Annotated in this window: 19 protein-coding genes and 1 other RNA gene; 13 read left to right on the top strand and 7 right to left on the bottom strand. The window is 34.8% G+C overall.

Annotation, left to right across the window (positions count from 1 at the left end):
• The first annotated feature begins 51 nt into the window (after positions 1–51).
• From RT250_RS08040 to RT250_RS08030, 3 genes are read left to right on the top strand one after another with little or no spacing between them, the layout of a single operon-like run.
• Positions 52–537, top strand: coding sequence for a SixA phosphatase family protein (locus RT250_RS08040; protein ID WP_313113769.1), 486 nt, complete (start codon positions 52–54; stop codon positions 535–537).
• Positions 537–2,633, top strand: a complete 2,097-nt coding sequence (gene ppk1 / locus RT250_RS08035; protein ID WP_313113768.1) for a polyphosphate kinase 1 — start codon at positions 537–539, stop codon at positions 2,631–2,633. The genes RT250_RS08040 and ppk1 overlap by 1 nt, the downstream gene beginning before the upstream one ends.
• 1 nt (position 2,634) lies before the next feature.
• Positions 2,635–3,543, top strand: a complete 909-nt coding sequence (locus RT250_RS08030) for a Ppx/GppA phosphatase family protein (RefSeq protein ID WP_313113766.1) — start codon at positions 2,635–2,637, stop codon at positions 3,541–3,543.
• Between the two features lie 47 nt (positions 3,544–3,590).
• Here RT250_RS08030 and RT250_RS08025 read toward each other — a convergent pair whose 3' ends face one another.
• From RT250_RS08025 to RT250_RS08005, 5 genes are all read right to left on the bottom strand, one after another.
• Positions 3,591–4,847 (bottom strand): T9SS type A sorting domain-containing protein, encoded by a 1,257-nt coding sequence (locus tag RT250_RS08025; RefSeq protein ID WP_313113765.1) that lies wholly within the window; start codon positions 4,845–4,847, stop codon positions 3,591–3,593.
• Positions 4,848–4,877: 30 nt separating this feature from the next.
• On the bottom strand, positions 4,878–5,483 hold the full coding sequence (locus RT250_RS08020) for a class I SAM-dependent methyltransferase (RefSeq protein WP_313113763.1): 606 nt from the start codon (positions 5,481–5,483) through the stop codon (positions 4,878–4,880).
• Between the two features lies 1 nt (position 5,484).
• Positions 5,485–6,792 carry a chloride channel protein gene (locus RT250_RS08015; RefSeq protein ID WP_313113760.1) on the bottom strand — a complete coding sequence of 436 codons (1,308 nt, stop codon included), beginning with the start codon at positions 6,790–6,792 and terminating at the stop codon, positions 5,485–5,487.
• 21 nt (positions 6,793–6,813) lie between these two features.
• A complete protein-coding gene (locus RT250_RS08010) occupies positions 6,814–7,395 on the bottom strand; it encodes a MiaE family protein (protein WP_313113758.1) in 582 nt (193 codons plus the stop codon).
• 126 nt (positions 7,396–7,521) lie between these two features.
• Complete coding sequence (locus tag RT250_RS08005) at positions 7,522–9,342, bottom strand: DNA polymerase III subunit gamma/tau (protein WP_313113756.1); 1,821 nt, start codon at positions 9,340–9,342, stop codon at positions 7,522–7,524.
• Positions 9,343–9,487: 145 nt separating this feature from the next.
• On the opposite strand from RT250_RS08005, the gene rnpB reads away from it, so the two are divergent.
• Positions 9,488–9,836, top strand: an RNA gene (rnpB, locus tag RT250_RS08000) — RNase P RNA component class A.
• Positions 9,837–9,858: 22 nt separating this feature from the next.
• Here rnpB and cdaA read toward each other — a convergent pair.
• Positions 9,859–10,632: a diadenylate cyclase CdaA gene (gene cdaA, locus RT250_RS07995; protein ID WP_313113753.1), complete on the bottom strand. Its 774-nt coding sequence runs from the start codon at positions 10,630–10,632 to the stop codon at positions 9,859–9,861.
• Positions 10,633–10,756: 124 nt separating this feature from the next.
• A complete protein-coding gene (gene folP, locus RT250_RS07990) occupies positions 10,757–11,596 on the bottom strand; it encodes a dihydropteroate synthase (RefSeq protein WP_313113752.1) in 840 nt (279 codons plus the stop codon).
• A 54-nt stretch (positions 11,597–11,650) separates the two neighbouring features.
• Between folP and RT250_RS07985 the strand changes: the two genes are divergently transcribed.
• The 9 genes from RT250_RS07985 (at position 11,651) to RT250_RS07945 (ending at position 20,866) form a co-directional block, all read left to right on the top strand.
• Positions 11,651–12,202 (top strand): DUF1599 domain-containing protein, encoded by a 552-nt coding sequence (locus RT250_RS07985; RefSeq protein WP_313113750.1) that lies wholly within the window; start codon positions 11,651–11,653, stop codon positions 12,200–12,202.
• Between the two features lie 201 nt (positions 12,203–12,403).
• Positions 12,404–14,119, top strand: a complete 1,716-nt coding sequence (locus RT250_RS07980) for a BT_3928 family protein (protein WP_313113748.1) — start codon at positions 12,404–12,406, stop codon at positions 14,117–14,119.
• Positions 14,119–15,195, top strand: a complete 1,077-nt coding sequence (locus RT250_RS07975) for an ABC transporter permease (RefSeq protein WP_313113745.1) — start codon at positions 14,119–14,121, stop codon at positions 15,193–15,195. The genes RT250_RS07980 and RT250_RS07975 overlap by 1 nt, the downstream gene beginning before the upstream one ends.
• Positions 15,196–15,292: 97 nt before the next feature.
• Positions 15,293–16,048, top strand: coding sequence for a triose-phosphate isomerase (gene tpiA / locus RT250_RS07970; RefSeq protein ID WP_313113743.1), 756 nt, complete (start codon positions 15,293–15,295; stop codon positions 16,046–16,048).
• Positions 16,049–16,174: 126 nt separating this feature from the next.
• Positions 16,175–17,140, top strand: a complete 966-nt coding sequence (locus RT250_RS07965; protein ID WP_313113741.1) for a glycosyltransferase family 2 protein — start codon at positions 16,175–16,177, stop codon at positions 17,138–17,140.
• A 16-nt stretch (positions 17,141–17,156) separates the two neighbouring features.
• Positions 17,157–18,113, top strand: a complete 957-nt coding sequence (locus RT250_RS07960; RefSeq protein ID WP_313113738.1) for a glycosyltransferase family 2 protein — start codon at positions 17,157–17,159, stop codon at positions 18,111–18,113.
• A 39-nt stretch (positions 18,114–18,152) separates the two neighbouring features.
• On the top strand, positions 18,153–19,133 hold the full coding sequence (locus RT250_RS07955) for a glycosyltransferase family 2 protein (protein ID WP_313113736.1): 981 nt from the start codon (positions 18,153–18,155) through the stop codon (positions 19,131–19,133).
• Between the two features lie 10 nt (positions 19,134–19,143).
• Positions 19,144–20,340, top strand: a complete 1,197-nt coding sequence (locus RT250_RS07950; RefSeq protein WP_313113734.1) for a glycosyltransferase family 4 protein — start codon at positions 19,144–19,146, stop codon at positions 20,338–20,340.
• Positions 20,341–20,482: 142 nt separating this feature from the next.
• Positions 20,483–20,866 (top strand): GxxExxY protein, encoded by a 384-nt coding sequence (locus RT250_RS07945; RefSeq protein ID WP_313113732.1) that lies wholly within the window; start codon positions 20,483–20,485, stop codon positions 20,864–20,866.
• Positions 20,867–20,914: the final 48 nt, after the last annotated feature.

Here is a 20,914-nt window from a genome sequence, read left to right as displayed (position 1 = left end):
CGCACAGATTGCAATTTTTACCGACTCAAAACCTAGTATTAATACAAGATAATGAAAACACTTTACATAGTAAGACATGCAAAATCATCGTGGAAACACGACTTACCCGATCATAAACGTCCTTTAAAAGGTCGAGGTAAACGCGATGGGAAACTAGTTTCTGAAAAAGTTGCGCAAGAAGTTAAACCTCCTCAAAAAATTGTTAGCAGTGATGCTACTCGAACGCTCTCAACGGCTCAATTTTTTAAAGAAGCTTTTAAAATTGATGATGTAAATTTTGAAACTAGTCACAGTTTATACGATTTTAGCGGACAGAGTGTTATGAGGGTGATTAAAGCATTCGATGATAAATTAGATATTATGATGTTAGTGGGGCATAATCACGCCTTGACATCTATAGTAAATATGTTAGGTGATAAATACATAGAAAATGTTCCAACCTGTGGTTTTGTAATGTTGCAATTTGATGAAGAAAAATGGAAAGACATAACCAGGGGTAAAACAATTAAAACAATATTTCCACGAGATCTTAAATAATGACAGGAAAAACAGATACTAATAAAACTAATCGTAATCAATATTACAATAGAGAGTTAAGCTGGCTTCAGTTTAATGCTCGAGTGTTGCAAGAGGCAAATGATGAAAAGTTGCCATTAATTGAAAGACTTCGATTTTTAGGTATATTTTCTAATAATCTTGATGAATTTTTTAAGGTTCGCTATGCAACTATAAAACGTATTGTAGAGGCTGGTAAAACAGGAAAGAGTTTTCTTGGGGGCTATACAGCCAAGGAGCTTTTGGAGGTGATTACGCAAACAGTTATCGATCAGCAGGCTCAAAGTCTCGATATTCTAAGTAAGATTCAAAAGAAACTCAGAAAAGAGAATATATTTATTATTAACGAGACCGAAATATCACCTTCGCAAAGTAAGTTTATTTCAGAATACTTTGTGAGATACGTTAGCCCGGCGATGATGACCATTATGATTGGTGAAGTTGATGAATTCCCCAATCTTCGTGATGATGCTGCATATCTAGCTGTAACCATGGTAATGAGCAAGGAAGATGATACTTTTGAGGCTAAACACAACTATGCTTTAATTGAAATCCCCCGAACTATCAATCGTTTTGTTGAGCTTCCAAAGGAAGGAGATAATCAATATGTTATAATTCTAGACGATTTAATACGTCATTGTTTAAACAACATATTCAATATTTTTAAATATGAGACAATTTCGGCTCATATGATTAAAATTACCCGTGATGCTGAGTTGGATATAGATAGTGATTTAAGTCGCAGTTTTATTGAAAAGATCTCAAAAAGTGTAAAAAATAGAAGTGCTGGAGATCCAGTTCGCTTTGTATACGATAAAAGTATCGATAAAAAGTCGTTACAATTTCTATTAGACAAAATGGGAATTGATAAAACCGACAGTATTATTCCTGGAGGACGTTATCACAACAGACGAGACTATATGAATTTCCCTAGATTGGGAAGGCCCGATCTTCAGTACGAAAAAACAGAACCGCTTCCAATACCAGGACTTAGTTTACAAGGTAGTTTGTTTGATAGAATTGCTGAAAAAGATTATCTGCTTCACGCTCCATATCAAACATTTATGTATGTAATAAAGTTTTTACGTGAAGCTGCCTTGGATCCAAAAGTGAAATCTATTAAGATCACAATTTACCGCTTAGCAGAAATTTCGCATATTGCTAGTTCGCTTATCAATGCTAAGAAAAACGGGAAAGACGTAACGGTGCAGATAGAGCTGCAAGCGAGATTTGATGAAGAGGCAAATATTAAATACGCTGAATTACTTCAAAGTGAAAACATCAAGTTGATATTTGGGGTAAAAGGTCTAAAGGTGCATTGCAAAACTTGTTTGGTTGAAAGATTAGAGAACAACAAAACAGTTCGTTATGGTATTTTAAGTACAGGAAACTTCAATGAATCTACAGCAAAACTTTATACCGATTATACTTTGTTTACTGCAAATCAAAAGATATGCAAAGAGATAAATAAGGTTTTCGACTTTTTTGAAGTCAATTATCAGGTAAAAAAATATAGACATCTTATTGTTTCACCGCATTACACTCGAAAGGCTTTATATAATTTAATCGACACTGAAATTAAAAACAAAAAAGCAGGCTTACCTAGCGGAATTAAATTAAAGCTCAACAGTCTGTCAGACTATGCCATGATAGACAAACTTTATGAAGCGAGTAGAGCAGGGGTGAAAATAAAAATGATTGTTCGCGGTATTTGCTGTTTAATTCCAGGTGTGAAAGGAATGAGTGAAAATATTGAAGCAATAAGTATTGTTGGTAAATATTTAGAACATCCGCGATTATTTATTTTTGAAAATGCCGGAGATACTAAGGTGTATATTTCATCTGCCGATTTAATGGGAAGAAATTTAGATAATAGGGTAGAGGTGAGTTGTCCGATATACGACCCAGACATTAAAAATGAAATTCTAGAAAATTTTGAAATTGGATGGAGTGATAATGTTAAAGCTAGAGTATTTAGCGTTAAAAACGACAATGCTTATAGAAGAAACAACAAGCCTCCAATTCGTTCTCAATTCAAAATGTACAATTATTATTTAAACAAACTTGAAGTAAATTAATTTGTTAAACATAGAAAAATACGGTGCAGTAGATATTGGCAGTAACGCTATACGTTTGCTAGTAGTTACTGTAATCGAACAGAAAGGTAAAGATACTATTTTTAAAAAAACATCTTTAGTTCGTGTACCTATTCGTTTAGGCGCGGAAGTTTTTGTGGATGGAAAAATTTCTGAAAAAAATGCAATAAGGATGCTTGATGCAATGAAGGCATTCAGTCTTTTGATGAAAACGCACGGAATAAAACGTTATAGAGCGTGTGCTACTTCAGCAATGCGGGAAGCTTCTAACGGCTCTGAAATGGTTGAGACCATTAAAGAGAAAAGTGGAATTGCAATCGAAATAATTGACGGTAATGATGAGGCTGCAATTATCGCATCTACAGATTTAAAAACACTTATTGAAGACGACAAGGTTTTCCTTTATGTAGATGTCGGGGGTGGGAGCACAGAGCTAACTATTTTTGCCAACGGAAAAACAGTCACTTCGCAAAGTTTTAAAATTGGAACCGTCCGTTTGTTAAAAAACCTAGTAGTTGAAGATGTTTGGAAACAAATGGAGACTTGGATTAAACAAGAAACCAAGGGTTATAAAAAGATTTTAATGATTGGTAGTGGTGGAAACATCAATACTATCTTTAAAAAGAGTGGGAAAAAGCTTGGAAAGCCACTTAGCTACATTTATTTATCTTCATATTATAAAACGTTAAAATCACTAACCTACGAGGAGCGTATTACAGAATTAGATATGAATCCAGATCGTGCAGACGTTGTTATTCCTGCTACAAAAATCTATTTATCTGCTATGAAATGGAGTAAAGCTAAGAGTATGTATGTACCTAAAATTGGACTTAGTGATGGAATTGTGAAAAGTCTTTATAACGAAAAAATTGCTGCAGAAAATAAGGATTAAGTTTAATGTTCATCGTGGAAGTTTGATAAAAGGAGATACTATTTACATTATTTAACGATCAATTTTCTTACAAATTTAGAGTTATCCATTGTTAAACTAAAGATATAAATAGAGCTGTCTAAGTCATTAAGGTTTAGGGTAAAAATGCTTTTGTTTCTTAATTTTATGTTGAATAAATTTTTTCCAGAAACATCAGAAATTGAAACGTCAATTTCCTGATGATTTTTATCGAGTTGGACAAATAGCTTATCTGTGGCTGGATTAGGATAAATCGTTATTTTTTCCTTTTGAAAACTATCGATATTTAATAGCGGAATCTCTATAGTTTTAGTTTTGGTATCCGATTTACCACAATAAGTAATGGTTTGGGAAACATTATAAATGCCACCTTCAGCATAATTATGGATTGGATGAATTTCGTTGGAATGGTATCCATCGCCAAAATCCCAATAGGTTGATTGGAAATTACTGCTAGTATTAGTAAATGATACTTCACTTCCGTTTATTTCTTCCGTAAAATCTGCTATGGGGTTTTCTGTAAATTCCCAACTAGTGATTTCATCAAAAACAATTGTCTTAGCTGCGGCTTTTATAGTATTCGCTTGAATTTCACTTAAACTGGAATTCCAAGAAATAAAAGTTGGATCTTTTTTATAAATCATCGTATAAAAAGCACACGCAACAGCATACGTGCCTGCTAAGGACGGATGTGAGCCATCAGCAGAGTACAGCGGAATATTGGGGTGATTTTCTCTAAGATATCGCCATACAGCGCCTGCAGGAGCCAACTCAGATTGGTTGGTTTCAGCTAGGTATATATAAGTTTCTCTAATCACGTCGTCCATATCTTCGTACGTACAAACCCAAGGTCTTATAGTGCAATTTTGAGCATCTCCATCTTTACGCCCCCAGGTCATATAAAACAGCGGTTGTGAACATTCGTTATTCGTTCTTATAGCGTGGCTTAACGCTTCTACATATGGAAATACTTCTGTTTCCATCTGCGCCTGACTCAAAGAAGTTTCTTGACTCTGACCTTGAAGAGCAACGTAATCCCAATTATCTGAATTTATTTTGGTAAGCGTAGTATTGTTAGAAGCGTGATCCATAAAACGGTATCCACCTGGAGTATTGGAATCGTATATTAGAATATCCCCAGTGCTATTGGCCATTTCGCTTACCATTAGCGGCAGATTATTAGCAGCTGTATAGCTATTTCCAATAAACAATACTTTCTTTGTGGTCTGACTATTTAAAGTAATAGTTGCTAAAACAAAAGCTATAAATAGAAGGACCTTTTTCATCTCGTATCTTTAATTGACTATTGGCTTAGGCTATCGTTTTTTAAAGCTACAAAATGTAAAGTTCTGAAGTGTGTCGAAGGGTGTTTTGTGGTCTTCGTTTAAACAGCTAATTTTTTCAAAATTTTTAGAAAATTCCGAGCTTAATTCCTCCTCACTGTATTGAGTAATCTCAAGTCCGCTACATTTTAAAGGTCCATTTTGTGAAAAAGTGGCAATTATTAAATAGCCATTTACCGAATTATTAATTGTTTGCTTGTACTTTTCAATATGTTCAGCATTGGTTAAAAAGTGAAAAGCTGCTCTGTCGTGCCATAGGTCGTAAGTAGTTTCTGGCTCAAACTCTGTTATATCACTTATAATCCAAGTAACTTTCTCTGCCTTTTTACCGAGTCTTTTTTTTGCTTTCTTGAGTGCTTTTTCTGAAATATCTAAAACGGTAATATTTTCAAAACCAGCATTAAGTAGGTGATCTACTAGGTTGCTATCACCGCCACCAACGTCTATAATTTTTGTAGTTTTCTTTAATTCAAGCGATTGAATAAAATCTAATGAAGTTTTAGGAACCTCTTGTGTCCAACTTACTTGCTCTGGAGTTTTAGTTTCGTAAACTGTCTCCCAATGGTTTTTTTTATTCATTTTATTTAGTGTTATGCTTTTTTCTTTTGATAGCTCTCTTTTCTTTTTCTTCCATTTGAGCTCCAATAAAAGGAATACGAGGCGCTAGAAAATAGCCTGTTAGACTCGCAAAAAGTATTGGAATAAAATATGTAAACCCTGTCAATGTAGCGAGTAGAATGGTAGTACTCATTGGGGTACGTGTTACACAAGAGTTTATAGCAGCCATACAACTCACTATGGTTAACGACAGACTTATGGAAGGGAAAACGCTGTGAATTAATAACCCTAATGCTGTACCGCAGAAAAACAATGGAATAATAAAACCTCCACGCCATCCTGAAGTTACTGTAATGGAAATAGCTATAATTTTAAAAATAAGTACTGCTCCTAGAAATTGTAAGGTACCGTTTTCTTCAAGTAATTCGTTGATTTCAAAGTGGCTAAAATATCTAGTAAGCGGAATATAATAAGCAATCACCCCTAATAGAATACCTCCGATTAAGGTTTTAATGTAAATAGGAGATTTTAACTTTTTGAAAAGAGTTTTAAAAAACTTAGTGCAAAAAATAAACATCCAACCTACTATAGTTGCCATTATTGCAAATAGAACAGCCCAACCAAAATCGAAAAAAGTTTCCATTTCGTAGGCAGGGAGGTTCCACATTGGTCCCCATCCTAATTGAACGATAACAGCAAAAATTATATAACTAAAACCACTGGCAACAAGTGCTGGAATTATTGCTTGGTAATATTCTACAGCGTGTTTGTGGTGCAGTATTTCTAATGAAAAAAGGCTACCTCCCAACGGAGCACCAAACAACGCGGTAAATCCCGATGCCATCCCTGCAATACTTAAAGAGCGCAATTCTTCACCTTTCAATCTAAAAATCTTTCCCATCCATGACCCAGTGGAACCTGTAACTTGTACCAAAGGTGCTTCCGGGCCTAGACTTCCTCCCGAAGCTACACACAGAAGCGACGATAATATCATTGAAGGATTGTTTTTAGGGTCTAACTTCCCTTTTTTGAAACGAATGTTGTTAACCATAAGTTCCATTTCGCCGGGGTCGCCAATAAAGTAGATAATTAATCCTGCAAGAAGCCCACTAATTGCCATAACAGGAATTACAAGCCATCCTTGATATACTGCTAAAAAGTCGGTTAGAAACATTAAAACTACCCAATACACTCCAGAAATTACGCCTCCAATAAGCCCTAATAAAGCCCAAAGAATAAACATTCTGCTAAAAACAAAAGGGTTGAAACGTATCGGTTGATCTAAAACATCTCTGTATTTAATTAATTTCCTTCTTCTTTTAATTTTCATTTTGAAGGGATTCTAAATTATTTATCCGTGAATGGATTGATGCTTTCCCAGGTTTTTCATTACTTCAGCTTCATAGGTAAGAAGATCGTTCCATTTTTGATCAACCTCTTTTCTATCACCATATTGACGTGCGAAACCAAGAAACATTGTATAGTGATTGGCTTCACTAACCATTAGTTTTCTATAAAATTCAGCTAGTTCTTTATCTTCAAGCTCTTCACTTAACAATCTAAAACGTTCGCAGCTTCTAGCTTCAATAAGTGCAGCGTACAATAGTCTGTGAACAAGTTGTGTGGTACGACTTCCACCTTTCGGGAAAAACTTTAGTATCTGAACAACATAATCATCCTTTCTATCGCGACCTAATACCCAGCCTCTTTCCAAGATTTTATCGTGTACCATTTTAAAATGGCTGATTTCTTCCTTTACCAAGGCAATCATCTCTTGGGTAAGTTCCGTGTATTCGGGGAAACTTACAATTAAAGAAACAGCAGTAGAAGCAGCCTTTTGCTCGCACCAGGCGTGATCGGTAAGTATATCTTCTATGTTCTTTTCAACAATATTAACCCAACGTGGGTCTGTGGGAAGTTTTAAACCTAACATATTATCTTAATGGTTTCAAGTTTATGGTTTTAAGAGTTTAATTGTCCAAGTTTAAGGGGTGGAGTCAATTAAAACTTATCGCTAATGTATTCAATAACTACTTATTGTTATATGAATTTACTCTAGTTATATATCTAAATCAAATTCCTGTCTAAGTCTTTCTAAAGCAGGATTCATTTCCTTCATTTTCTCAAATTTCTCTCGTGTTGAGTAAACATAACGCTTTTCGGTGGTTTCGTTTACAGTTATATCTAAGTCTATCTCATAATTTTGAAGTTTTTCACGCAAATACCCAAGTAAATCGTACTTAGCGCGTTCAACTTCAGTTTTTATGGTATGATTTGGAAATTCGAGATGAATTATAGCACTTTCTAATTTTGGTGTACCCATTGTTAAGTGTGAAAGCAGGTTGAACTTCCCCTCCTTTTCTACTTTTTTGGTGTATTTATTCCAATATTTAAGCATTTCTTCCTCGGTAAAAACGTTCACCGGAAGATCTTCTTCTTTAGGTTGATTAGCTTTTAATTCTTGTTTTAGCTCTTGTTTCTTCTGAATGCTTTTTAACGATAATGCCGAAACTTTTCTTTCATTTCTTCTAGTTGCTATATCAGACTGTGCTACTTTTTGAGTAGTGGCTGGCTCTTCTGTAGCTGTAGTTTCAGTTTTTTCAGAAGAAACTTTTGAAGTAGGTTCTTGAACGTTGTTTTGACTTTCTTCAGCTTTAGAAGGAGCAACTTCCTGTTGAACTGTATTATCTGTATCAATTTTCCTAAATGGCTTAGGGGTAATACTTCCAGCAGAAGTTATTCTCTCTGAAGTAAACTCCTCCGATTTAAAATAGGAGGGAGCTATTACGAAGCGTTGCCTGTTATTAGAGTTTTTTTTTTCGCCCTGAAATGTCAAGGAAGCAAGTTGCATTAGGCAAAGTTCAACAAGGAGTCGCTGATTTTGACTGTTTTTATATTTCAAATCGCAGGTATTAGCGATTTCTATAGCATCCATCAAAAATTGAGCGCTAGTTTTCTTAGACTGCTCTAAATACATTTCCTTTACTTGCTCTCCAACTTCAAGAAGTTGTATTGTTTCCTGGTTTTTACAAACCATTAAGTCTCTAAAGTGAGATGCAAGCCCCATTATAAAATGGTGGCCATCAAATCCTTTTGCGAGAATATCGTTATAAGTAACTAAAATTTGCGGAATATTGTTTTGCAGTAGCAAATCGGTAATTTGAAAATACCACGTATAATCAAGAACATTTAAGTTTTCCGTAACTGCTTCACGTGTTAGGTTTTTTCCAGCAAAACTTACAACCCTATCAAAAATTGAAAGTGCATCACGCAATGCTCCATCAGCTTTTTGCGCAATTATATGAAGGGCATCATCTTCAGCTTCTATTCCTTCGGCTTTGGCTACTTCGGCCAAATGGCCTTTTATATCGTTTACACCAATTCTTCTGAAATCGAAAATCTGACAACGAGAGAGAATTGTAGGAATTATCTTGTGCTTTTCGGTAGTAGCAAGTATAAATATAGCGTGCTTTGGCGGCTCTTCAAGCGTTTTTAGGAACGCGTTAAAAGCTGCTGAAGACAGCATATGAACTTCATCGATAATATAAACCTTGTATTTTCCAACTTGTGGTGGAATTCGAACTTGGTCTATTAGATTACGAATATCGTCAACCGAGTTATTCGAAGCCGCATCCAATTCAAAAATATTGAAAGCGAAATCTTCATCTTCCTTTTCGGTACCATCTTGGTTAATCTTTTTGGCGAGAATACGCGCACAAGTAGTTTTTCCAACACCTCTTGGTCCCGTAAACAGTAAAGCTTGTGCTAGGTGGTTGTTTTCTATGGCGTTATCCAATGTATTGGTAATGGCCTGTTGCCCAACTACATCTTTAAAAGTTGCAGGGCGGTATTTTCGGGCTGATACAATGAAGTGTTCCATAGTTGAAATAGTCGTTTTTAAAATTCAGTATTAAATTCCCGAATTGTAAATTATGACTTGGTAGCAAATATAAAGATGTGTATTGGGTTTTAAAAAAATAGATGCTCGTATTTTCTCATATTTATTAACATTGGAGTACTTTTGCGCAGCAGGCCGCCTTATCGTCGTCCCGATTTTAATTGGGAGGGAGGAAAGTCCGGGCACCACAGGGTGGCATAGCGGCTAACAGCCGTCACTATTCTTTCGAAAGTAAGAATTTTAGGACAAGTGCAACAGAAAGTATGTACAGGTAATGCTGTAGTGAAACCAGGTAAACTCTATGCGGTGAAATGTCACGTAAACCTGCGTTCCGTTTTCGGATAAGGGTACCCGCCCGATGCAGGAGGGTAGACAGATTGAGCGTTTCGGTAACGAAACGTCTAGATAAATGATAAGGTGCTATTTTAATGTAATTAAACTAGTAACAGAACCCGGCTTATAGGCCTGCTTTTTTATTTTATAGTTGGATTTAGATTTTTAGCTTAAATCTTTTTTTAGGAGTTTTTTTAGTTCATCGGTGTTTTCGTAAAGCACGAAGTCACCGTCTTTAAGATAAGAAATTTGCCCGTTTTCCTCCGAAACAACCAGGCAAACAGCGTCGGTTTTTTCAGTAATTCCCACTGCTGCACGATGTCGCAATCCAAATCGCAAAGGAATTGTGCGGTCGTTAGAAACGGGTAAAATTACACGTGTTGCAGTAATTCTATTTTCTTCAATTATCATAGCTCCGTCGTGTAACGGGCTATTTTTATAAAAGATACTTTCTATAATAGGTTGATTGACTTCTACATTCATTTCGTCTCCAGTATTTTTTACAAAATCTAAACTATTGTTACGCTGGATTACAATTAACGCTCCCGTATTGGTGGTGGCCATTTTTTTACAAGCTTTTACAATGGCCTCGATGTCTACAAAAGGACCAGAATCGGCAGAAGAAAAATTAAATCGTTGGAAAAACTTTCGTCGCGCTTTAAAGTTTGTAGAACCAAGCATTAAAAGAAACTTCCTAATTTCGGGCTGGAAAACAACTACTAAAGCGAACATACCAACGCCTAAGAATCCTCCTAATATTTGGCTGAGTAACTCCATTTCTAAAAGTTGAGTTACAACATAAATGGTATAAATAATAATTATACCCACCAAAATATTGATGGCAACAGTGCCTTTCACTAGGTTATAGAGATAGTATAATAGCATCGCAACTAATACTATATCTACCATGTCTAAAATTCGAATATCCAGAAAATCCAAAGGGCTGTAATTTTTGTAAAAGTACTTTAAAAATTGATTTTATGTTTCAGTCTTAAGTACATTTTGAAAGTTAGAAAATTTATAATACTTCAGTATAGAAAACTTAGGTAATTTATTCTAATTTTCAGGAATGTTCAAGTCCATTAAAGGCACACCAAAGCTTTACACACTCAACCGCTTCTTTTACATCGTGAACTCGTAAAATGGATGCTCCTTTCATAAGTGAAACTGTATTTATAAAAGTAGTACCGTTTAGAGCACGTTCGGGAGTGGTGTTTAGCGTTTTGTAAATAAATGATTTTCTAGAAACTCCCGATAAAAGTGGAATCTCGAGATTTTGAAAAAGCTCAAGGTTGTTTAAAACTTCAAAATTCTGCTCTCGTGTTTTTGCAAAACCAAAACCAGGGTCGGAAATTACATCGTTTATGCCTTCTGCACGAGCTAAGGCAATTTTTGACGTAAGGTCTTTTATAACTTCAATCGTTACATTTTCATAATCGGTAAGGGTACTCATTGTTTTGGGAGTACCCCGCATATGCATTAAAATATATGGGACTTTTAATTTTCCTACAGTAGCGTACATTTCTGAATCTAAAGTTCCTCCAGAAACATCATTTACCATAGTAGCGCCTGCTTCAACTGCTTTTCTTGCTACTTCACTTCGGAAAGTATCCACCGAGATTAACGCATCAGGAAACTTCTTAAGAATTAGGGTTATTGCTTCGGTAACTTTTTTAATTTCTTCAGTTTCTGTAACTTCATTTGCACCTGGTCGAGTGCTATAACCGCCAACGTCTAAGAATGTTGCGCCATCCCAAAGCATTTTTTCGGCTTGACTTAGAATATCCTTCTCAGTAGTCGTTTTTCCACCGTCATAAAACGAATCGGTAGTAACGTTTATAATTCCCATTACTTTTGGGATGCTAAGGTATATGAGCTTGCCACGGCAATTAAGGGTCTGCAATTTTCTAAATTGATTTATTTACCCGAAATTTACGCAAAATCTTACAATTTACGAATGGCAAAGACATCAAAACAATACAGCGAACAAGTAGAAAAATGTAGGGAGCTGTTTATCAACAAAATGCACGACTACGGAAGTGCATGGCGAATTCTTCGACTTCCTTCATTAACCGATCAAATTTTTATCAAAGCACAACGCATTCGCGGATTACAAGAAAATAAAGAACAAAAAATAGCCGAAGGAGAAACGAGTGAATTTATCGGAATTGTAAATTACTCGATTATGGCACTTATTCAACTGGAAAAAGGTGTAGTAGAGCAACCAGACCTTTTAGTTGATGAAGCGGTAGAATTATACGACAAACACATAGCCCAAACCAAACAACTCATGATGGATAAAAATCACGATTACGGTGAAGCTTGGCGGGACATGAGAGTGAGTTCGTTAACAGATTTGATACTTCAAAAATTACTTCGCGTAAAACAAATTGAAAACAATAGCGGGAAGACTTTAGTGTCTGAAGGAATAGATGCGAATTATCAGGATATGATAAATTATGCAATTTTTGCGCTTATTCATTTAAAAGAATCTGAGAGTAGAGGGTAGAGAGTAGAGAATATAGAATAGAGAGAAGAGAATAGAGAAAAGAGAGAAGAGAATAGAGAGAAGAGAGCAAAATTTTTAAATTATTTATTTTTGGAATTTGGCGCTTAAAATTTTGGGTTTTAATTGTTTAAGATATAATAATATTAGTTAAGAAAATAAATTTTATATATATCTAAAGTTAATTTAATTAAAATAAAGTAAATGAAAATATTAGTTGGAATATCTAGAGTTTTGGTGGGAGCCTTGTTTATTTTAAGCGGCTTAGTAAAACTTAATGACCCTATTGGGTTTGCATTTAAACTACAAGACTACTTTGCTCCAGACGTTTTGGACCTTGGGTTTCTAGTGCCTTATTCATTACTAATTGCAATTTTCGTTGTGATTTTTGAGGTGTTGGTGGGCGTGGCTTTGCTTATTGGATATTTAAAAAAGTTTACGTTATGGGCACTTATGCTAATGATAGTATTTTTTACTTTTCTTACCTTTTATTCGGCTTATTTCAACAAAGTAACAGATTGTGGATGTTTTGGAGATGCAATTCCATTAACTCCGTGGGAGTCGTTTTACAAAGACATTATTCTTTTATTTCTAATTATAATTCTTTTTATCGGACGTAAATACATCAAGCCATTTTTTGCTGAAGGCACGCGTAGCATTATCATTTTCGCAACTTTTGTAGGGTGTATGGCTATTACGTATCACGTATTACAACACCTACCAATTATTGATTTTAGACCTTATAAAATTGGAGCAAATATTAAGGATGGCATGACAGTACCTGAAGGTGCTCCAGGTCCTATTTATGAATATAAATGGACGTTTAATATTAATGGTGAAGAAGAAACTATCGTTACAAACGGGGAATATCCACAGGTTGATGGGGAATTAGTGAATACTGAAACTAAAATGATTCAGGAAGGTTATGTGCCACCCATTCACGATTTTACAATGGAAAGAAACGGTGAAGACTTTACCGATCAGTTTTTAAATAAAGAAAATCTTATTGTAATTGTCGCTTATAGCTTGACAAACACTGAAAAAGATGGCTATCGCTCTGTAAAAGAAGTTACAGATAGAGCTATTAAAAACGGTTATAACGTAATTGGTCTATCTGCTTCTTCACAAGAAATGACCGAAAGTTTAACGGATACTTACAAACTAAACTTCAAGTTTTATTTCTGCGATGAAACTACTTTAAAAACTATTGTAAGAAGTAATCCAGGAATCTTAGAATTGGATAAGGGAACGATAAAGCAAAAACTTCATTGGAACGATGCTCATAAGCTAATGTTACCAGTAGTGGAGAATGCAAAACCTAAATTGGATTTATCATTAAAGCAACGACTCGATAGCATTGGAAACTTAGATCAAAAATACAGACTACTAATGCAAACACGATCTTTGGAAGAAAGAAAGCAACTTGGTGAAAGCATGGGGTTGACTGAAGCTGAATATAGCGGCGATCTTTCTGAAATGCAAAAAGTTTTGGATAGCGTTAATATGATTTTTGTAGAGAAATATTTTATTGAAAAGGGATATCCAGGTAAATCAGTGGTGGGAGAGGAGTCAAGTTTAGTTGCTTGGAATGTACTTCAGCACAACCCTGACAAAATCCCAAATTATTTACCGCTTGTAAAAAAAGCAGCTGATGCAGGTGAAATACCAAAGACCGCTGCAGCTATGATGGAAGATAGGTATTTAATGCTAGAAGGGAAACCACAAGTTTATGGTACTCAGGGGATGAGCTATGACGATGCACGAGGTTCTTTTATTTGGCCTATAGAAAATCCTGAAACTGTTAATGAACGAAGAAAAGAAGCTGGTTTTACTGAAACGATAGAAGAATATGCTAAAATTCTTTTTGGAGACGACTTTATCTACGAGGTGAAAACCATAGACCAAATAAATCAAGATTAGTGGTAAAGTATATTTTTCAAAAATTAGGCTATGCAGTATTGACACTTTTTGGGGTTGTTACTGTTATTTTTCTACTTTTCACTATACTTCCTGGAGATCCGGCAAGAATGATGTTGGGGCAAAATGAAACCGCCGAACAAGTTGCAATTGTTAAAAAGAAATACGGTTTCGATCAACCTGTTTCCGTTCAATATGTACGATATTTAAACGATTTATCATTCATTTCCTTTCACAGTAATAAACCTGAAGATTATACTTATTTAAAAGAAGGAAAGTACAATTCTACTCATTTATTCACCGTAAAGAATACTAGTGTTGTAATTAAAACCCCTTATTTACGCGAATCTTTTCAAAAAAATGGAAAAGAAGTTAGTGAGGTAATTGCTGAAACCCTTCCGAATACTTTTATTCTAGCAGTTTCAGCTATTGTAATTGCAATCTTTATTGGCGTGCTTTTGGGAGTTATTTCAGTGTTGTTCAAAGATGGATTTATCGATAAAATGATTCAGTTGGTAAGCACATTAGGCATGAGTGTGCCTTCGTTTTTTAGTGCGATTATATTCGCTTGGATTTTCGGATTCCTACTACACGAATACACAAACCTCAATATGACAGGAAGCCTGTATGAAGTTGACGATTTTGGGAATGGTAAATACATTCAATGGAAAAACTTGATTTTACCTGCCGTAGTATTAGGTATTCGTCCGCTTGCAGTTGTTAGTCAGTTAATGCGAAATTCCTTGTTGGAAGTTTTAAATCAAGACTACATACGCACTGCTAAAGCCAAAGGACTTTCATTTTATCAAATCATTAAAGGCCACGCTTTAAAAAACTCACTAAACCCGGTAGTTACGGCTATTTCTGGTTGGTTTGCTTCTATGCTTGCCGGAGCTGTATTTGTGGAATACATCTTTGGCTGGAACGGATTAGGAAAAGAAATTGTAAACGCATTAAACACCTTAGATTTACCCGTAATTATGGGCGCAGTATTAGTAATTGCGACATTGTTTATAATAATCAATATTTTTGTAGATATAATTTACGGTTGGCTAGACCCGAAAATTAGTAGACAGTAGATAATTATGAATTATGAATGCAGAATGTAGGGTTATGATTTAAAATTGAAAATTAATTTTATTAATAGAAAATACGAAACACCAAACATATACGATAATGAGAAAGAAAATAGTAGCTGGGAATTGGAAAATGAATAATGATTTAGCGCAGACTGAAACATTTTTAGTAAATCTTAAAAAGCAAATTTTTCCAGAAGATGTAGCGGTAATGATAGCCCCTGCTTTTACCAATTTAAGTCACGCATTTACTTCTATGCGCGAACATCCTGTATCGATTGTTGCTCAAAATATGCATCAAAGTGAAGAAGGTGCTTTTACAGGTGAGGTGTCGGCAAAAATGCTTAAAAGCGTTGGGGTAAATACTGTTATATTAGGGCACAGTGAACGTCGTGCTTATTTTAATGAAGATAGCCAGTTGCTAGCAGAAAAAGTAAATACAGCTTTAAAAAATGAAATGACTGTAATTTACTGCATAGGAGAAGAGCTTGAAGATAGAAAAAGCGGAAATCATTTTAACCTAGTAAAAAATCAACTTACCGAAGGACTCTTCCACCTTTCTAGTGATGATTGGGATAATATTGTTATAGCTTACGAACCAGTTTGGGCAATAGGAACAGGAGAAACTGCCAGTCCAGAGCAAGCACAAGAAATTCATAAGTTTATAAGAGAGACTATAGCGGAAAAGTACTCAAAAGATATCGCAGATAAAGTTTCTATATTATATGGAGGTAGTGTAAAACCAAGCAATGCTGTTGAAATTTTCTCTCAAGCCGATGTTGATGGCGGACTAATAGGAGGTGCTGCTTTAAAAGTAGATAGCTTTATGGATATTGTTAATGCATTTGAGGGATAACCACCTTCAAATTTAGTTTAAAATTTAAGCCTCAAGTTTTAAAACAGATGTTTTAGAATTTGAGGCTTTTATTTTGTTGCTTAGCTTAACCTTTTTCTTATTTTTGATAACAAACAGTTTTATACCTTGCCAAGTTCCAATCCCTTAGTTTCTATTATTATCCCAACCTATAATCGCGCGCATCTTATCGGTGAAACGTTAGACTCGGTATTGGCACAAACCTACCAAAACTGGGAGTGTATTGTGGTGGATGATGGGAGTACGGATGGTACAGAGGAGCTGATGGCTGAGTATATGGCCAAGGATACTCGTTTTCAATATCACCATAGACCTAAAGATAGACTCCCTGGTGGAAATGCAGCGCGGAATTATGGGTTTGAGGTGAGTAAGGGGGAGTATATTCAGTGGTTTGATAGTGATGATTTGATGATGCCGGAGAAGATAGAAATAAAGGTTTGTTGGCTTCTTGATAAGAATGTTGATTTTGTTGTATGTGAAGGAGCTGAAATCGTGGATGAGAAGAGCTTATCCTACTTGAAAAAATGGAAACTGTATGAAACTGATATTGCACTTTTGGAACATATAAAAGGAAATTTAGTTTTTGGAACTAATGGGCCTTTATTCAATAAACAGTACTTAAATAATACGACCTTATTTGACGAAGAATTAAGGATTAGTCAAGAATGGGAGTTTTTTTCTCGCCTGTTAATTTCGAGTCCAAGGGTAGGGATAATAAATAAAGTACTCTACCTGTATAGAAATGAAGCCGACGGTAAGAGAAGTAAATCAACAAAATTAAAACTTGTAAATAAAGTAATTGCAATTTCCAAAATTGTTGATTTGTACACTGAAAAACCAATTAAAGATGCTTCTAAAGATTTTGAAATTAGAAAATATTTATTCAATTATATAAGACTGTATATAAAGAGATGTCTAAAACATAAACTCTACTCAGAGACCTTAAAACTTGTTAAATTAAGAATTAGAATTATAAATTATTCCATTTTAAAAGCAGGATTTTCTAGAGTTTTCAAGAAACCAAGTAGTATAATTAAATCACTTAACTTGCTCTTTCTACTACTGCAGGTGTAACAATATTCATATAACTTTGATAAATAATTCGATAATCAGCATTATAATCCCAACCTATAACCGAGCCAACCTTATCGGTGAGACTCTTGTTTCAATACAAAATCAAACTTATAAAAACTGGGAGTGTATTGTGGTGGATGATGGAAGTATCGATAATACAGAAGAAGCTATAAAAGAATTTACTGAAGCTGATAACCGCATCCAATATTATAAGAAACCTATTGATAGACCAAAAGGTCCGTCGGCAGCTAGAAATTATGGCGTTGAACTAAGCAAGGGAGACTACATCAATTTCTTCGATAGTGACGATCTTATGCATCCTCAAAAACTAGAAGCTGATTTTAAAAACATTCAGGCAGGGGATTATGACTTTACTATTTCACAATCAGAATTTTTTAAGGAAGGAGGGAGCCCAACTAAAAAGTTCTGGAATGATTGCCTATGGAGTGATGACCCTATTAATGATTTTATAATAAAAAAAATTGGTTGGGGCGTCAATTCACCGCTTTGGAAAAGAGAAAGTTTAGTTCATCATAACCTCCTATTTGATGAAGATTTAATAACAGGAGATGATTATGTTTTTCATATTAAAGCCTTAAATAAAGGTATGACTCCTTATGTTAATAGGGATGTATTAGTGCAATTAAGAATTCACAATAAAAGACTAAATGAATTAAAAAACAAGTCTCGTTATAAATTAAAAATTGCACACAGTCTTTTAACGGATAAATCTTTAGATTTAAATGAAAAGACTAATAAAAGTTTGGTTAAAATGGGATTGAGACAACTAAGTAATTCGTTTAAAAACAAGAGTTTAATAAATGGAATAAGCTATAGTTTTAAATTTCTGTTTTTAAAAACGTTTAAAGAACATAGAATAATTATACTACAGTTATTACTTTTTGGCATTACGTATAGGATTACGGGGGTGGGCTATAATTTTTTGCAAGTTAATTTTAATAGCATTTTATAACCTATATATTTACTAGCGAATTAAAAAAGTATAATTCTCGTGAAAATAGCTTTGGTCATTACCGTTAAAAATGAAGTTCGTTTGTTGCGAAACAATTTGCTTTATCACAAGGTAATCGGGGTGGATAAAGTTTTTGTATATTTCGACAACACTACAGATAGTGGTAGAGAAAGTGTTGCCGATTTAGATTTTGTACAGACTTCTAATTCCGTTGCTGCAGATAAGTATGTTTCTTTACCTTATTTAAAAAAGTTTACTTCACAAGCAGCACAACATCATACCGCGCGACAATGTTTAAATACTTATGACGCACAGCAAAAATGTAAAGAAGAAGGAATCGACTGGCTTATTTCTATTGATGCCGATGAATTGATTTGTACAGACCTTCAAAAGCAATCAGATTTAAAATCATTTTTTAATACTATTCCTAAGGGCACGGAGTTGGTTGATTTCACCACTTTAGAAGTTCTTCAGCAAAAGGAAAGTTATACTAATGTTTTTGCGGAGGAGTCTAATTTCAAAGTAAATAAACAAGTATTCTACCTGCCAATAAGAAATCCTTTTACGAAATCAAAACAGAAATTTCCTTGGTGGTACGGCCATACCATGGGGAAATCGGCTGTTTGTGTTGGCGCAAATCTAATTCCTCACAATGTACATCGATATAAACATATAGATGGTACATCCCCAAAGCGGGTTGTAAAGGGTAATGTTTTACATTATCATGCCTATGATGCGGAAGATTTTATAAAAAAGTTTACCAATTTTAGTGATCGTCCTGATGTGTTTTTATCGGGCAATAAAGTTGAAGATTTAAAATTATTACTGCGAGATGTTGTAAACAGATCTGGAATGAGCCGTCGGGAACTAGAATATTATTTTAAGGAGAATTTAATGTTTACCGAAAAGCAAGTGAAAAAGTTTAAAAAAGGAAGAAAGTATTTTTTTATCAAAATAACTCCAAAGCCCATAGAGTTAGTAGAATCCGTTAAATCGACGTTTAAACAATTAAACCATTAATTAAATTGAATTGATAAAGCCTTTAAACATAATTATTTTCGATGGAAGTTTTAAAACAAGGTCGTTTATCAATCGCTTAGCACAAGGATTAGCGGAGAGACATAACGTCTATATTTTAGGTTTTAATGAAACTCTTCCCAATAGGCTACAAAAAGTAAACTATATCCCACTTGGAAGTAATCAAAGCAAAATTCGATTTGTAAAAACAACATTACTATATGCATTACAATCGGGCTCTATAAAACATGTTTACAAAACTGTTAAAAAAATAGCTTTAGGACGTCGAAAGGAGCTACAAAAACAGAATTTACAAACAGTATTAAATAAAATAACCCCCGACGTAATTCATTTACAGTGGCTTTCAGTTATTCCTTGGTTTGAAGAAGTGCTTTCTGCTCAATCTACACCAGTAGTATTAAGTCAGTTGGGCTTTCATGTTAATGTTCGCCCTTTTGTAAATGATGATAATTTTAACTATTTACAGTATTGGTATCCTAAAATGACAGGTTTTCATTCTGTTTCGAAAGCTATTTCACGTAATGGAGATAAGATCTGGAATGGAACCTCAAAGATTGATAAAGTAGTTTATACAGGCCTACCGTTAGAAATCACTCCATTTGCTGAAAAATATAAAATTTTAAAAACGTTGCAGTTGCTATCTGTTGGAAGACCCCATTGGGTTAAAGGTTACGATTATGCGCTACAAACTTGTGTATTATTAAAAGGTAAAAATATTCCCTTTCATTATACTATAATTGGAGGTGCGGGAAACGAAGAGTTACAGTTTTTAATTGCTGATTTAAGATTAGAAGATGATGTGAGTTTGATAGAAGCTGTTTCTCAAAGTGAAGTTTTCGCTGTAATGAAATCATCTTCTTTATTACTAATGCCTAGCTTAGAAGAAGGTATTCCGAATGTAGTAGTAGAAGCTATGGCAATTGGTTTACCGGTAATTAGCAGCGATTGCGGAGGAATTTCTGAGTTGATAGCGAATGGAGTAAATGGGTGGATAGTCCCAACGCGCAATTCTAAGGCCATGGCGGAAGAGGTGATGAGGTTTTCAAAATTGTCTTTAGAGGAAATAGAGAAGGTGAGAGTAGCAGCTCGGAAAAAGGTGGAGCGGCAGCATTCAGAGGAGAGAATGGTTAAGGAAATGGAGGAACTGTATTTTGAAGTTCTGGAGAGTAGTTCACGCAGAGGGCGCTGAGAGTAGCGCGGAGTACGCAGAGAGGAATAATTGATATGGAAATTAATGCTATTATGGAGGGAATAGTGGATACTGCGTTGGTTTCACTCGGAGGGCGCAGAGGGGAAATAATTGTATATTAGTCTTTTCAATTTGAATTGATATGGAAATTAATTCCATTACAGGAAAGATAATTGATACGGCTTTCAAACTACATTCTGCGCTGGGGCCGGGATTATTAGAAAACGTATATGAAAAATGTCTCGAAATGGATCTTAGAGAAGCTGGACTCGAGGTAGAATCACAAATTGGAGTGCCTTTAAAATATAAAAAATTTGCGTTTGATACAGGCTATCGATTGGATTTGTTAGTTGAAAAAACTGTCATTATCGAAGTTAAATCGGTAGAGATTTTAGCTCCTGTACATTTTTCTCAATTGATTACTTATTTGAAACTATATAATAAACCAGTAGGTTTGCTGATTAACTTTAATTCCAAATATTTGAAGGATGGTCTTCATCGATTGGTTAATAACTTTAAGGAATGATTCGAAAACTCTCTGCGCTCTCTGCGTATCCACCGCGTTCTCTGCGTG

Origin of the sequence: Aequorivita sediminis (assembly GCF_032080575.2) — a bacterium.
Taxonomy (GTDB): Bacteria; Bacteroidota; Bacteroidia; order Flavobacteriales; family Flavobacteriaceae; genus Aequorivita; species Aequorivita sediminis.
This window is presented reverse-complemented; position numbering and strand designations above follow the sequence as displayed.